Genomic DNA, 13,120 nt, shown 5'->3' with positions numbered 1-13,120 from the left:
CCATGCGCTTCACCCGTACCGCACCCGTTCTCGCGCTGCTGCTTGCCGCGCTGCCCCTGGGCGCCAGCGCCCACACCGGCGCCGATGCCGGCCTGCATCACGGCTTTCTCGCCGGCTTCATGCATCCGCTGACCGGTCCCGACCACCTGGCCGCGATGATCGCGGTCGGCCTCTGGAGCGCGCTCGCCGCGCGCCGCGCCTGGCCCGACCTGCTGTGGGCGCCGCTGGGATTCGCGCTGATGCTGCTCACGGGAGCGCTGGCCGGCCTGGGCGGCCTGCAGCTGCCGGCGGTCGAGCCGATGATCGCGGCCTCGCTGCTGGTGCTGGGCCTGCTGGTCGCCACGCGCAAGCGGCTGCCGGCCTTCGCGGCGGCCGCGCTGGTCGGGGTCTTCGCGGTCTTCCACGGCATCGCGCACGGCCATGAGCTGCACGGCGAATCGGCTGCCGCACTGACCCTGGCGGGCATGCTCGCCGCCACCGTGCTGCTGCACGCAGCCGGCATCGCCGCCGGCTGGGCGCTGCGCCACGGTCATCGCTGGCTTGCGCGCATCGCGGGCGCCGCGGTGGCGCTGTTCGGCGTCGCGCTGCTCAGCGCACTGGCCTGAGGGGGCTTCGATGATCCCCGGCGAACTCATTACCGACGAGGGCGAACACGTCCTCAATCCCGGCCGTCGCGCCATCACGCTGGTGGTCCGGAACACCGCCGACCGGCCGATCCAGGTCGGCTCCCACTATCACTTCGCCGAAACCAACGGCGCACTCGGCTTCGACCGCGAGGCCGCGCGCGGCATGCGGCTGAACATCGCGTCGGGCACCGCGGTGCGCTTCGAGCCCGGCCAGCAGCGCACGGTCGAGCTGGTGGATTTTTCGGGCGACCGCGTCATCTACGGCTTCCGCGGTCTCGTTCAAGGAAAACTCTGATGCCCCCACGTTCATCACTTCGTGTATTCACTGCCCCCCGAGGGGGCGCAGGCCTCCCTTGGGGCGGCCCGGCGGGAGTCCTCTGAATGGCAACCATCGGCCGCCGCGCCTACGCGGAAATCTTCGGCCCCACCGTGGGCGACCGCGTCCGCCTCGCAGACACCGACCTGGTGATCGAGGTCGAGGAGGACTACACGCTGCATGCCGGCGGCTACGGCGAAGAGGTCAAGTTCGGCGGCGGCAAGACCATCCGTGACGGCATGGCGCAGGGCCAGCGCACGCGCGCCGAAGGCGCGGTCGACACGGTGATGACCAATGCGCTGATCCTCGACCACTGGGGCATCGTGAAGGCCGACATCGGCCTGAAGGGCGGCCGCATCGTCGCCATCGGCAAGGCCGGCAATCCCGACGTGCAATCGGGCGTGGACATCGTCATCGGCCCGGGCACCGAGGTCATCAGCTGCGAAGGCAACATCGTCACCGCCGGCGGCATCGACAGCCACATCCACTTCATCTGCCCGCAGCAGATCGAGGAGGCGCTGGCCTCCGGCGTGACCACCATGCTCGGCGGCGGCACGGGGCCGGCGACCGGCACCTTCGCGACCACCGCGACGCCGGGCCCCTGGCACATCGAGCGCATGCTGCAGGCGGCCGACGCCTTCCCGATGAACCTCGGCTTCCTGGGCAAGGGCAACGCCAGCCTGCCGGCCGCGCTGCACGAGCAGATCGACGCCGGCGTGATCGGCCTCAAGCTGCACGAGGACTGGGGCACCACGCCGGCCGCGATCAGCAACTGCCTGGACGTCGCCGATGCCACCGACACGCAGGTCGCGATCCACAGCGACACGCTCAACGAATCGGGCTTCGTCGAGAACACCATCGCGGCCGTCAAGGGCCGCGGGATCTGCGCCTTCCACACCGAGGGCGCGGGCGGCGGCCATGCGCCGGACATCCTGCGCGTGGTCGGCGAGGCCAACTTCCTGCCCTCGTCGACCAACCCGACCATGCCCTACACGGTGAACACGCTCGACGAGCATGTCGACATGCTGATGGTCTGCCATCACCTCGACGCCGGCATCCCCGAGGACCTGGCCTTCGCCGAGAGCCGCATCCGCAAGGAGACCATCGCGGCCGAGGACATCCTGCACGACCTCGGCGCGATCAGCATGTTCAGCTCCGACAGCCAGGCCATGGGCCGGGTCGGCGAGATCGTCATCCGCTGTTGGCAGACCGCCCACAAGATGAAAGGCCAGCGCGGCAAGCTGCCCGAGGATACCGAGCGCAACGACAACTTCCGCGCCAGGCGCTACGTCGCCAAGTACACGATCAACCCGGCGCTCGCGCACGGCATCGCGCACGAGGTCGGCAGCATCGAGGTCGGCAAGTGGGCCGACCTGGTGGTCTGGAAGCCGGCCTTCTTCGGCGTCAAGCCGTTCACGATCATCAAGGGCGGCACCATCGCGATGGCCGCGATGGGTGACCCCAGCGCATCGATCCCGACGCCGCAGCCGGTGCACTACCGGCCGATGTTCGGCGCCTACGGCGGCTCGCTCGCGAGGAGTTCATTGACCTTCGTCTCGCAGGCCGGCCTGGCTGCCGGCATCGGCGATCGCTACGGACTTGCCAAGACATTGAGCGCGGTGAGGAACGTGCGCGGCGTGCGCAAGCAGCACATGGTGCACAACGCCCATACGCCGACGATGGAGATCGATGCCCAGACCTACGCGGTGCGCGCCGACGGGCAGCTGCTGGTGTGCGATCCGGCGGTTTCTCTGCCGATGACGCAGCGGTATTTTCTGTTCTAGTTCGATGTGCGCGCGGATCGACAATCCGCATTCCATCGAACAACCCTGCCTTTCCATGCTCACCGCCAACAAACTCATGCCCCAGGGCGGCGGCCTCGCGGCCGTCCTGCTCAAGCGCGCCGCCACGGTCGAACTCGACTGGGACGTGCGCCAGAAGAGCCGCTTCGACACCACCGATTCGCAGGGCCGCCAGCTCGGCGTGTTCCTGCCGCGCGGCACCGTGGTGCGCGGCGGCGACGTGCTGGTCGCCGAGGATGGCTCGCTGGTCAAGGTCATCGCGGCGCCGCAGCCGGTGCTGGTGATCACGCACTGCAGCGAACACGGCACGCCCTTCGACCTGATGCGCGCCGCCTACCACCTGGGCAACCGACACGTGCCGATCGAACTCAAGCCCGACCATCTGAAGATCGAGCCCGACCATGTGCTGGCCGGCATGCTGCGCGCGATGCACCTGATCGTGCGCGAAGCCGAGGCAGCCTTCGAACCCGAGGGCGGCGCCTACGGGGCGCACGGCGGCGGCCATGGGCACGCGCACGGCGCGGCGCCGGTCGGACCCGTGCTGCACCCCGACGCCTATTCGGGCTCGGCGGGGCATGGCGAGCACGACCATGACCATGGCCACGCGCACGGCCACGATCGTTCCCCCGGCCACTCGCACGGATGAACGACACGCCGGCCGGCCTGCCCGCCAGCAGCCTGTTGCAGCTGATCTGGCTGGCCTCGCCGGCCCTGCCGGTCGGCGGCTTCTCCTACTCCGAAGGGCTCGAAGCGGCGATCGAGGGTGCGGGCATCACGACCGAGCCCGCCGTCTCGGACTGGCTGGCCGACCAGCTGCACCTGGCACTGGCCCGCGCCGATCTCGCCGTGGTGGCGCAGGCGGTGCCGGCCTGGCGGCTGGCGGATGCGGACCGCATCCGCGCGCTCAACGACTGGGTGTTCCAGACCCGCGAATCGGCCGAGTTCCTGCTGCAGACCGAGCAGATGGGCCGCTCCTTCGTCGAGTGGCTGAAACTGCACCACGCCGACATCGCGAGCATCTTCGAGACGCTGCCTGCCAGCTATCCGATCGCCTTCGCCTTTGCCGCCAGCCGCACCGAAGCGCCCGCGCGCGATGCCTGCCTGGCCTTCGCCTTCGGCTGGGCCGAGAATATGATCGGCGCCGCGGTCAAGGCGGTGCCCCTCGGCCAGAGCGCCGGCCAGCGCATTCTCGGCCGCCTCGCCGCGGAAATTCCCACAGCCGTCGACCATGCGATCACACTGGCGGATGATGAGCGGCAGGCCTTCTCACCGATGCTTGCCGTGCTGTCGGCCCGCCACGAAACCCAGTACTCGCGCCTCTTCCGAAGCTAAGACCATGAACCCCCACGTTGCTCGCGAGACATAACCCATGTCCTCCGCCCTCCACCACATCCCCCACCGCACCAAGAAACTGCCGCCCCTGCGCGTCGGCATCGGCGGCCCGGTCGGCTCCGGCAAGACCACCCTGCTCGAAATGCTGTGCAAGGCGATGCGCGACAAGTACGACCTGATCGCGATCACCAACGACATCTACACCAAGGAGGATCAGCGCCTGCTGACGGTCGCCGGCGCGCTGCCGGCCGAGCGCATCATGGGCGTGGAGACCGGCGGCTGCCCGCACACCGCGATCCGCGAGGACGCCTCGATCAACCTCGAGGCGATCGACCGCATGCTGGTCCAGTTTCCCGATGCCGACGTGGTGTTCGTGGAATCGGGCGGCGACAATCTGGCGGCCACCTTCAGCCCCGAGCTCTCCGACCTGACGATCTACGTGATCGACGTCGCGGCCGGCGAGAAGATCCCGCGCAAGGGCGGCCCCGGCATCACCAAGAGCGACCTGTTCGTGATCAACAAGACCGACCTCGCACCCTACGTCGGCGCCGACCTCGGCGTGATGGAGGCGGACACCAAGCGCATGCGCAAGCAGCGACCCTTCGTGATGACCAATCTCAAGACACGCACCGGCCTCGCCGAGGTGGTGGCCTTCATCGAAGAGCGCGGGATGCTTGGCGAGGCCTGAGGCTCACAACAAACATCTCCATCTGTGACGGCGGCCGTGAATTGGTCCGCATCTTGCTCTAGGCCATAGGGCGTGTATCGCAACGTCGCTCAACGCGCGATACTGCCGCAACAAGTCACGAGTCAACAGCGCCATCATGGCTTCAGAAGCGATCTTTCATCCAGCGACCGGCAGCGTGCAGTTCGCCATCTATCCCGACGGCCACGACGGTGCCCGCATCATTGCCCGCATCGACGAAGAGGCGCTGCAGGCGCGCTTCCAGGCGCCCGAGGACCGCGACGCCGACCTGGTGCTGGCCTATGCGCGCAATGCGGACGCCATCGACGCGATGGCCACGGCCCGGTATCGCGAGAATCCGGCGGCGGCGATCTGCCTGAACAGCGACGACTTCCAGCGGGCGGGCGTGCCGGAACACAGGGTCGCAGCGAACGCGGCCTGAGGCGCATCGACCCGCTTGAAGCCGCGCCCTCGCGTGCGGCTTGACCTTGAAGTTACTTCAGGGTTCCCAATGGCTTCATGGCAAGAAGAACACCTGAAACCTCGATCGTCGGCAGCCACGCGGCGGCCCCTCCCCTTCCCGCGACCTGCTGTTCGGCCGACCATGCGGTCGCCGCGCCCCTGCCGCCCGGGCCGGGCGCGCCCAACACCTACCGCATCCCGACCATGGACTGCAGCGCCGAGGAGTCGGAGATCCGCCGCGCCGTCGAGCCGATCGCGGGCATCCGCGGACTGCACTTCCAGCTCGGCCAGCGCACCCTGAGGATCGACGGCGCGGACGACGCGCTGCCGAAGGCGCTGGCGGCCATCCGCAAGGCCGGTTTCGCGCCGGAGCGGGTCGGCGCCGGCGCGTCGCCCACCGCAGCCGACGCGCCGCGGCGCGGCCACGCGCACGGCCACGACGGCGGCAGCGGCTACCTGCGCTTCGCCGCCGCCCTGGGCTTCGCGATCGTGGCTGAAGCGGTGTCGTATCTCGCGCCGGACACCCTGGCCTGGACGGTCGCCGGGATGGCCATCGCTGCGCTGGCCATCGCGCTCGCCGGCCTCGAGACCTATGCCAAGGGCCTGGCGGCGCTGCGTCATGCCCGGCTCAACATCAACGCGCTGATGTCGGTGGCCGTGACCGGCGCCTTCCTGATCGGCCAGTGGCCCGAAGCCGCCATGGTGATGGCGCTGTACGCGATCGCCGAGCTGATCGAGGCCCGGGCGGTCGACCGCGCCCGCAACGCGATCCAGGGCCTGGTCGACCTGGCACCGGCCGAGGCCGAGGTGCGGCAGGACGGCGGTGCGTGGCTGCGCGTCAAGGCCGGCGAGATCGCCCTCGGCAGGATCGCCCGCGTCAAGCCCGGCGAACGGGTGGCGCTGGACGGCGTCGTCACGCGGGGCAACAGCAGCATCGACCAGTCGCCGGTCACCGGCGAGAGCATTCCGGTCGACAAGGGCCCGGGCGATCCGGTCTTCGCGGGCACCATCAACCAGGCCGGCGAGATCGAGTTCCGCGTCACCGCGGCCGCCAGCGACACCACGCTGGCGCGCATCATCCATGCGGTCGAGGAAGCCCAGGGCACCCGGGCGCCGACCCAGCGTTTCGTCGATCGCTTCGCGGCGATCTACACGCCGGCGGTGTTCGCGCTGGCCGTGGCGGTCGCGCTGCTGCCGCCGCTGCTGCTGGGCTGGCCCTGGCTGGCCGCGCTCTACAAGGCGCTGGTGCTGCTGGTGATCGCCTGCCCCTGCGCGCTGGTGATCTCGACGCCGGTCAGCGTGGTGAGCGGCCTCGCATCGGCCGCGCGGCGCGGCATCCTGATCAAGGGCGGCACCTACCTGGAGAACGCGCGCCTGCTGAAGGCGGTGGCGCTCGACAAGACCGGCACCCTCACCGAGGGCAAGCCGAAGCTGGTGGCATTCCGGCCGTGGGGCCAGACCGACGACGCCCGGGCACGCCGGCTGGCCAAGAGCCTGGCGGCGCGCTCCGATCACCCGGTGTCGCAAGCCATCGCGGCCGGCCTGGCGGAGCCGGCCCTCGAGGCGGACGACTTCAAGGCGCTGCTGGGGCGCGGCGTCGAAGGCGTGGTCGACGGCCGGCGGCTGGTGCTGGGCAACCATCGGCTCATCAAGGAGCGCCAGCAGGCCGACCCGGCGCTCGAGGCCGAACTCGGCGCGCTCGAGGCGCAGGGCCGCACGGTCACGCTGCTCGCCGACGAGCACGGCGTGCTGGCCCTCTTCGCGGTGGCCGACACGATCAAGCCCAGCTCGATCGAAGCCATCGCGCAGCTCAAGCGCCTGGGCGTGGCCCCCGTGATGCTGAGCGGCGACAACCAGGCGACCGCGCAGGCCGTGGCCCGCGAGGCCGGCATCGGCGATGCGCGCGGCGGCCTGCTGCCGGACGAGAAGCTGCGCGCCATCGAGGACCTGCGGCAGCGCTACGGCCCGACCGCGATGGCCGGCGACGGCATCAACGACGCGCCGGCCCTGGCCCAGGCCGACATCGGCTTCGCGATGGGCGGGGCGGGCAGCGACACCGCGATGGAGGCGGCCGACGTGGTGATCATGAACGACAACCTCGGCCGCATCGCCGAGACGATCCGCCTGTCGCGCCGCACCCACGCGGTGCTGTGGCAGAACATCAGCCTGGCGCTGGCGATCAAGGTCGTGTTCTTCGCGCTGGCCGTGTTCGGCGCGGCGACCATGTGGATGGCGGTGTTCGCGGACATGGGCGCGAGCCTGCTGGTGGTGGCCAACGGCCTGCGGCTGCTGCGCCGAATTGACTGACCCCCACGCTCCCCACTTCGTGTGGTCGCTGCCCCCCGAGGGGGCCGCAGGCCGCCTTGGGGCGGCCCGGCGCCGGCCTGAGCATCGTTCACAGCGAAAAAAAACGGCCCCGAGGGGCCGTTCTTTCTTGCTGGACGCCAGGCTTACTTGCGTGCCTTCTTGGCCGGAGCAGCGGCAGCCTTCTTGGCGGGGGCGGCCTTCTTGGCGACCGGCTTCGCAGCAGCCTTGTCGGCCTTGCGCTTGGCGGCCTTGGGGTCGACGGCAGCCTTGAACGCTGCGCCTGCCACGAACTTCGGCACCTTCTGGGCTGCGATCTTGATCGCGGCGCCCGCCTGGGGATTGAAGCCGGTGCGAGCAGCGCGTGCCACTTGCTTGAAGGTGCCGAAGCCGATCAGCTGGACGGGCTCGCCCTTCTTCACTGCAGCGACGATGGAACCGGTGACGGTTTCCAGGATGCGCGCGGCTTCGGCCTTGCTGACGTTGTGGGCGGTGGCGATCTTCTCGACCAGTTCGATACGGTTCACTTCAAATTTCCTATGGATGGTTTTTTTCGCCATGTTGCCTATGGCGGCGCAGCCTGCGACGCAAGCTGCAAGCGGCGCGCAGTGTAACGTAGCTGTGACCGACGCCTTCCCGGGTGGCCTCGGCGAGGCGGCCGCGAGGCCGCACTCGGTGTCGTGCAATCCGCGTTCCGCGCGCGTTGCCGAACTTCCCTGATCCAGCGCAAGAAGCGTCTCGTCAGCAGCTCGCATCGCCCTGCCCGGCAGGCGGGCACCGAACGACGGGCTATCCTCGCGGCACGCCGCTGTCCGGCGCAGAAAAGGATGCATATGACGGCCCCCACGCTCTGGTGGTTGATGACGTTCGCGCTGGTCGCCCTCGAACTGGTGACCGGCACCATCTATGCCCTGCTGATCGCCATCGGCTTCGCGGTCGGCGCGCTCGCCGCGCACCTCGGCGCCGCGATGCCGACGCAGATCGTCTGCGCCGCCGTGGCCTGCATGGCCTTCGTCGGCGGCTGGTACCTGCGCGCGTCGCGCCGCCCGAAGGCGCGCCTGTCCGACCTGCAGATCGACGTCGGCGAACAGGTCACGGTCCCGGCCTGGAGCGAGGGCCGCACGGCCGAGGTCCGCTACCGCGGCGCCACCTGGCAGGTCAAGCCCATGGCCGGCGCGCCCACGGTTCCCGGACTCCATCGCATCGTCGACGTGCAGGGCAACGTCCTCGTCGTCGAGTTCATCGGCTGACGCGCCGCGAAAAAACTCTACCCATCACTACTGAAAGCCTTCATGGAAATTTCGCTCGTTCTCCTCGTCGTCGCGATCCTGTTCGTCGCGAGGGCCGTCAAGTTCGTCCCGCAGCAGCACGCCTGGGTGGTCGAGCGGATGGGCAAGTACAACGCCACGCTGCTGCCCGGCGCCAACTTCCTGGTGCCCTTCATCGACCGGGTGGCCTACCGGCACAGCCTCAAGGAGGTGCCGCTCGACGTCCCGAGCCAGGTCTGCATCACGCGCGACAACACCCAGCTCACGGTCGACGGCATCCTGTACTTCCAGGTCACCGACCCGATGCGCGCCAGCTACGGCTCGTCGAACTACATCGTGGCCGTCACCCAGCTGGCCCAGACCTCGCTGCGCAGCGTGATCGGCAAGCTGGAGCTCGACAAGACCTTCGAGGAGCGCGACATCATCAACGCCCAGGTGGTGGCCGCGATCGACGAGGCGGCGCTCAACTGGGGCGTGAAGGTGCTGCGCTACGAGATCAAGGACCTGACGCCGCCGAACGAGATCCTGCACGCGATGCAGTCGCAGATCACGGCCGAGCGCGAGAAGCGCGCCCTGATCGCAGCCTCCGAAGGGCGCCGCCAGGAGCAGATCAACATCGCCACCGGCGAGCGCGAAGCCGCCATTGCCCGCTCGGAAGGCGAGAAGCAGGCGGTCGTGAACAAGGCGCAGGGCGAAGCCGCGGCGATCAGCGCCGTGGCCGAAGCCACCGCGGGCGCCATCGCCCGGATCGCCGAGGCCATCGAGAAGCCCGGCGGCCAATCGGCGGTGCAGCTCAAGGTCGCCGAGGAAGCGCTCCAGGCCTACGGCAAGGTGGCCGACAAGTCGAAGACGACGCTGATCGTGCCGAGCCACATGACCGAGGTGTCGACCTTGATCACTTCGGCGATGGCGATGGTCAAGGGCCCCGCCAGCTGAGGGCCTGCAGGATGATTGCCGCCGATCGCGACCAGACGGTTGCCGAAGAAGTGATGAACGCCCTGAGCCACGGCCTGGGCCTGCTGCTGGCCATCGCCTCGCTGCCGATCCTGGTGTACAGCGCCGCACAGCAGCATGGCGCGGCCGCCGTGGTTGGCGCGAGCATCTTCGCCGGGACGATGATCCTGCTGTACCTGGTGTCGACGCTGTACCACGCCTTGCCGTTCGGCAGGGCCAAGGCCTGGTTCAACCGCCTGGATCACGCGGCCATCTACCTGTTCATCGCCGGCAGCTACATGCCCTTCCTGCTCGGTGTGCTGCGCGGCCCGTGGGGCTGGGCGCTGTTCGGCGCCATCTGGTGCGCGGCGGCGCTGGGCGTCGGCGCCAAGCTGTTCAACCGGCTGCGGCATCCGTTGTGGTCGACCGGCCTCTATGTGGCAATGGGCTGGATGGCCGTGGCGGCCGCGGTGCCGCTGCACGAACGCATGAGCGCCGCCGGGCTCGGCTGGCTGGTGGCCGGAGGCCTGGCCTACACGGCCGGCGCGGTGGTCTTCCTGTTCGACAACAAGGTGCGCTTCGCGCATTCCGTCTGGCACCTGTTCGTGCTGGCGGGGAGTGCCTGCCACTTCTTCGCGGTGCTTTGGCACGCGCACGGATAGCAATCCGCCCCCGCGTCCACGGCGCACGCTGTCAGCTGCGTGCCGGCTCCCGACCCGGGGGCATGTTATGGTTTTCGGATCGGAACCGCTTCCCCGAACGAAGGAGACACCCATGCCCGGGCCCCAAGCTCAACCCAAGGTCGCGCTGGTGATCGGCGCCGGCGATGCCACCGGCGGCGCCATCGCAGCCCGCTTCGCAAGAGAGGGCTACATCGCCTGCCTCACGCGCCGCTCGGCCGACAAGCTGCAGCCGACGGTCGACGCGATCCGCGCGAGCGGCGGCCAGGCCTTCGGCTACGGCAGCGATGCCCGCAAGGAAGAGGACGTGATCGCGCTCGTCGAGCAGGTCGAGCGCGAGCACGGCCCGATCGAGGTGATGGTCTTCAACATCGGCGCCAACGTGCCGTGCAGCATCCTCGAGGAAACCGCGCGCAAGTACTTCAAGGTCTGGGAGATGGCCTGCTTCGGTGGCTTCCTCAACGGCCGCGAGGTCGCCAAGCGCATGGTTGCCCGCGGCCGCGGCACCATCCTCTTCACGGGCGCCACCGCAGGCCTGCGCGGCGCCGCCAATTTCGCCGCCTTCGCCGGCGCCAAGCATGCGCTGCGCGCCCTGGCGCAAAGCATGGCACGCGAACTCGGGCCCCGCAACATCCACGTGGCGCACGTGGTGGTCGACGGCGCGATCGACACCGAGTTCATCCGCACCAGCTTTCCCGAGCGCTACGCACTGAAGGACCAGGACGGCATCCTGAACCCCGCGCACATCGCCGACAACTACTGGCACCTGCACGCGCAGCCGCGCGACGCCTGGACCTTCGAGCTCGACCTGCGGCCCTACATGGAGCGTTGGTAGGTTTTCGTCCCGGGCGACGCCGCTTCAGGCGCCGCCGTGCCAGAAACCGCGATGCGGCACCGCGGCCTCCTCCTCCAGCAGCGGGCCGACCACCTCGACGCGCCGCTGCCCGCGCGCGAACACCTCGCGGCACGGCAGGGAGAAGGTGGGGTTCTCCGGATGGTCGCCCGTGAGCCCGAGCAGCGCATGTTCCGACAGTGCATAAACCACGCGGCCGATGCCGGTCCAGTACACCGCGCCGGCGCACATGCAGCAGGGCTCGGCGCTGGTGTACAGGGTGCATCCGGCGAGCTGCGCGGGCGTGAGCTTGCGCGCCGCCTGGGCCGCGGCCACCAGCTCGGCATGCTGGGTCGGGTCGCCTTCGGGGGGCATCGAGTTGTTGCCGGCCGTCGTCACGACCTGGCCATCGGCGTCGGCCACGAGCGCGGCGAAAGGATGGCGCCCCCGGGCCCGGGAGTCGGCCGAGAGGCGGATCGCGAGGCGCAGCAGTTCGAGGTCGCGCGCAGAGAGCGTGGCGGGCATCGATGGCGGTGTGGGCTCTGGAATGGGCTGGGTCATGGTGGTGTGTCATGTGCGATATGCACGATCCGGCGCCTTTGGTTCGCCCGCCGTCATGCGCATGACGCCATTGTTGGGGATGATCGAGGCTGACCCCAAGGAATTCGCCATGAACAGCCGCATCCGCTCGATTCGCGCCGGCCGCACGCCGAAGCCCACGGCGCGGCATGCCATTGCCGAGGCGCTCTCGCGCAAGCTGGGGACGCTGGTCGGGACCGATCGGCGCCGCGAACAGCTCGCCCGCCAGCGCCTCGAGCGGCTGGAGCCCGATCAGCGCCTGCGCGAAGTCGGCGAGTGGTAGCCGGCGCCTGATCCGACGGGCTGCCGCCGCTGCGCGGGCGGCGCGACCGCCCTTGCCTCGCGGCCCGGCCGACCATTCGCTAACATCGGCGGACCCTCACGCTGCCTGCCGAATGATCCCGCACCCCCCCTTCGAACGCCAGATTCCCGCGTCGCCGCCGGCGCGAAAGAACCACGGGATGCCCGCGCGCGCCGCCGGCCTGGGGTTCGCTTGAGCGACGCCAAGGGCATGGGCCCGAGCATCGGCGCGCTGCTGCGATCGGCCGTCGGCCCGCTCGAGCGGCCCTTGCACTTCCTCGGTGAGGTGCTGCTGTCGGCCGCTGCCGCGCTGCGCGGCCGCTGGACCTTCCGCCGCGAGGACCTCGGGCGCGTCCTGGCCGACTGCAGCGCAAGGGCGGTGCCGATCGTCCTGGTCGTGAATCTGCTGGTGGGCGCGATCCTGGCGTTCGTGGGCGCGGTGCAGCTCGCCAAGTTCGGCGCCGGTATCTTCGTCGCCGACCTGGTGGGCATCGCGGTCGCGCGCGAGATGGCGGCCATCATCACGGCCGTGGTCATCGCCGGGCGCACCGGCGCCGCATTCGCCGCCGAGATCGCGACGATGCAGGCCAACGAGGAGGTCGATGCGCTCGAGGTGCTGGGCCTGACCGCGATCGACTTCCTGGTGCTGCCGCGCGTCGCTTCGTTGCTGTTGATGATGCCGCTGCTCTACATCTTCGCCTGCCTGGCCGGCCTGCTGGGCGGCATGATCGTGTCGGCCGCCATGCTCGACGTGTCCGGCGCCGCCTACATGCAGCGCACGGCCGAGGCGCTGACCTGGACCCACCTGGGCCTGGGCATCGGCAAGTCGCTCACCTTCGGCGCCCTGGTCGGCATGGTCGGCTGCTACTACGGCCTGCGCGCCCAGCGCAACGCGGCCGGCGTCGGCGTGGCGACCACCGGTGCGGTGGTGACCAGCATCGTCGGCATCATCGTGCTCGACGCCATCTTCGCCATGTGCGCCAACGCCCTGGACATCTGAC

16 protein-coding genes are annotated in these 13,120 nt (G+C 69.7%); 14 read left to right on the top strand and 2 right to left on the bottom strand.

Annotation, left to right across the window (positions count from 1 at the left end; translation table 11 throughout):
• The first annotated feature begins 2 nt into the window (after positions 1–2).
• The 8 genes from AC1DYK_RS17040 to AC1DYK_RS17005 all read left to right on the top strand — a co-directional run bounded on the left by AC1DYK_RS17040 (position 3) and on the right by AC1DYK_RS17005 (position 7,530).
• Positions 3–605, top strand: a complete 603-nt coding sequence (locus AC1DYK_RS17040) for a HupE/UreJ family protein (RefSeq protein WP_478167402.1) — start codon at positions 3–5, stop codon at positions 603–605.
• 10 nt (positions 606–615) lie between these two features.
• On the top strand, positions 616–921 hold the full coding sequence (locus AC1DYK_RS17035) for an urease subunit beta (RefSeq protein WP_442285804.1): 306 nt from the start codon (positions 616–618) through the stop codon (positions 919–921).
• Positions 922–1,007: 86 nt separating this feature from the next.
• Positions 1,008–2,726 (top strand): urease subunit alpha, encoded by a 1,719-nt coding sequence (ureC, locus tag AC1DYK_RS17030; protein ID WP_478167401.1) that lies wholly within the window; start codon positions 1,008–1,010, stop codon positions 2,724–2,726.
• Between the two features lie 55 nt (positions 2,727–2,781).
• On the top strand, positions 2,782–3,390 hold the full coding sequence (gene ureE / locus AC1DYK_RS17025; RefSeq protein WP_478167400.1) for an urease accessory protein UreE: 609 nt from the start codon (positions 2,782–2,784) through the stop codon (positions 3,388–3,390).
• Positions 3,387–4,076, top strand: coding sequence for an urease accessory protein UreF (locus AC1DYK_RS17020; protein WP_478167399.1), 690 nt, complete (start codon positions 3,387–3,389; stop codon positions 4,074–4,076). The genes ureE and AC1DYK_RS17020 overlap by 4 nt, the downstream gene beginning before the upstream one ends.
• A gap of 37 nt (positions 4,077–4,113) precedes the next feature.
• Positions 4,114–4,764 (top strand): urease accessory protein UreG, encoded by a 651-nt coding sequence (ureG, locus tag AC1DYK_RS17015; protein WP_478090278.1) that lies wholly within the window; start codon positions 4,114–4,116, stop codon positions 4,762–4,764.
• Positions 4,765–4,900: 136 nt separating this feature from the next.
• On the top strand, positions 4,901–5,203 hold the full coding sequence (locus AC1DYK_RS17010) for a hypothetical protein (protein WP_478167398.1): 303 nt from the start codon (positions 4,901–4,903) through the stop codon (positions 5,201–5,203).
• A gap of 77 nt (positions 5,204–5,280) precedes the next feature.
• The gene (locus tag AC1DYK_RS17005) at positions 5,281–7,530 is read left to right on the top strand and encodes a heavy metal translocating P-type ATPase (protein ID WP_478167397.1); all 2,250 of its coding nucleotides are present in this window, start codon (positions 5,281–5,283) and stop codon (positions 7,528–7,530) included.
• A gap of 143 nt (positions 7,531–7,673) precedes the next feature.
• On the opposite strand, the gene AC1DYK_RS17000 is transcribed toward AC1DYK_RS17005, so the two are convergent.
• Positions 7,674–8,054, bottom strand: a complete 381-nt coding sequence (locus AC1DYK_RS17000; RefSeq protein WP_478167529.1) for an HU family DNA-binding protein — start codon at positions 8,052–8,054, stop codon at positions 7,674–7,676.
• Between the two features lie 306 nt (positions 8,055–8,360).
• Here AC1DYK_RS17000 and AC1DYK_RS16995 point away from each other — a divergent pair, with 306 nt between their 5' ends.
• The 4 genes from AC1DYK_RS16995 to AC1DYK_RS16980 all read left to right on the top strand — a co-directional run bounded on the left by AC1DYK_RS16995 (position 8,361) and on the right by AC1DYK_RS16980 (position 11,243).
• On the top strand, positions 8,361–8,777 hold the full coding sequence (locus AC1DYK_RS16995; RefSeq protein ID WP_478167396.1) for an NfeD family protein: 417 nt from the start codon (positions 8,361–8,363) through the stop codon (positions 8,775–8,777).
• Between the two features lie 42 nt (positions 8,778–8,819).
• Positions 8,820–9,731: an SPFH domain-containing protein gene (locus tag AC1DYK_RS16990; protein WP_478167395.1), complete on the top strand. Its 912-nt coding sequence runs from the start codon at positions 8,820–8,822 to the stop codon at positions 9,729–9,731.
• An 11-nt stretch (positions 9,732–9,742) separates the two neighbouring features.
• Positions 9,743–10,390 carry a PAQR family membrane homeostasis protein TrhA gene (gene trhA, locus AC1DYK_RS16985; protein ID WP_478167394.1) on the top strand — a complete coding sequence of 216 codons (648 nt, stop codon included), beginning with the start codon at positions 9,743–9,745 and terminating at the stop codon, positions 10,388–10,390.
• A gap of 112 nt (positions 10,391–10,502) precedes the next feature.
• The gene (locus AC1DYK_RS16980; protein WP_478167393.1) at positions 10,503–11,243 is read left to right on the top strand and encodes an SDR family oxidoreductase; all 741 of its coding nucleotides are present in this window, start codon (positions 10,503–10,505) and stop codon (positions 11,241–11,243) included.
• Positions 11,244–11,267: 24 nt separating this feature from the next.
• On the opposite strand, the gene AC1DYK_RS16975 is transcribed toward AC1DYK_RS16980, so the two are convergent.
• Positions 11,268–11,801 carry a nucleoside deaminase gene (locus AC1DYK_RS16975; RefSeq protein ID WP_478167392.1) on the bottom strand — a complete coding sequence of 178 codons (534 nt, stop codon included), beginning with the start codon at positions 11,799–11,801 and terminating at the stop codon, positions 11,268–11,270.
• 109 nt (positions 11,802–11,910) lie between these two features.
• Here AC1DYK_RS16975 and AC1DYK_RS16970 point away from each other — a divergent pair, with 109 nt between their 5' ends.
• Together AC1DYK_RS16970 and AC1DYK_RS16965 are read left to right on the top strand one after the other, a co-directional pair.
• Positions 11,911–12,102 (top strand): hypothetical protein, encoded by a 192-nt coding sequence (locus tag AC1DYK_RS16970; protein ID WP_478167391.1) that lies wholly within the window; start codon positions 11,911–11,913, stop codon positions 12,100–12,102.
• A 210-nt stretch (positions 12,103–12,312) separates the two neighbouring features.
• On the top strand, positions 12,313–13,119 hold the full coding sequence (locus tag AC1DYK_RS16965) for an MlaE family ABC transporter permease (protein WP_478167390.1): 807 nt from the start codon (positions 12,313–12,315) through the stop codon (positions 13,117–13,119).
• Position 13,120 lies beyond the last annotated feature (1 nt).

It is taken from the genome of Variovorax sp. P2_H12 (assembly GCF_056403395.1).
Note: the sequence above shows the minus strand (reverse complement) of the source record. Positions and strands in the feature narration are given on the sequence as shown.

Bases quoted from the DNA above. Each gene is read 5' to 3' on its own strand.
- AC1DYK_RS17040 (WP_478167402.1), top strand. From the start codon at position 3: ATGCGCTTCACCCGTACCGCACCCGTTCTCGCGCTGCTGCTTGCCGCG.
- AC1DYK_RS17035 (WP_442285804.1), top strand. From the start codon at position 616: ATGATCCCCGGCGAACTCATTACCGACGAGGGCGAACACGTCCTCAAT.
- ureC (WP_478167401.1), top strand. From the start codon at position 1,008: ATGGCAACCATCGGCCGCCGCGCCTACGCGGAAATCTTCGGCCCCACC.
- ureE (WP_478167400.1), top strand. From the start codon at position 2,782: ATGCTCACCGCCAACAAACTCATGCCCCAGGGCGGCGGCCTCGCGGCC.
- AC1DYK_RS17020 (WP_478167399.1), top strand. From the start codon at position 3,387: ATGAACGACACGCCGGCCGGCCTGCCCGCCAGCAGCCTGTTGCAGCTG.
- ureG (WP_478090278.1), top strand. From the start codon at position 4,114: ATGTCCTCCGCCCTCCACCACATCCCCCACCGCACCAAGAAACTGCCG.
- AC1DYK_RS17010 (WP_478167398.1), top strand. From the start codon at position 4,901: ATGGCTTCAGAAGCGATCTTTCATCCAGCGACCGGCAGCGTGCAGTTC.
- AC1DYK_RS17005 (WP_478167397.1), top strand. From the start codon at position 5,281: ATGGCAAGAAGAACACCTGAAACCTCGATCGTCGGCAGCCACGCGGCG.
- AC1DYK_RS16995 (WP_478167396.1), top strand. From the start codon at position 8,361: ATGACGGCCCCCACGCTCTGGTGGTTGATGACGTTCGCGCTGGTCGCC.
- AC1DYK_RS16990 (WP_478167395.1), top strand. From the start codon at position 8,820: ATGGAAATTTCGCTCGTTCTCCTCGTCGTCGCGATCCTGTTCGTCGCG.
- trhA (WP_478167394.1), top strand. From the start codon at position 9,743: ATGATTGCCGCCGATCGCGACCAGACGGTTGCCGAAGAAGTGATGAAC.
- AC1DYK_RS16980 (WP_478167393.1), top strand. From the start codon at position 10,503: ATGCCCGGGCCCCAAGCTCAACCCAAGGTCGCGCTGGTGATCGGCGCC.
- AC1DYK_RS16975 (WP_478167392.1), bottom strand. From the start codon at position 11,801: ATGACCCAGCCCATTCCAGAGCCCACACCGCCATCGATGCCCGCCACG.
- AC1DYK_RS16970 (WP_478167391.1), top strand. From the start codon at position 11,911: ATGAACAGCCGCATCCGCTCGATTCGCGCCGGCCGCACGCCGAAGCCC.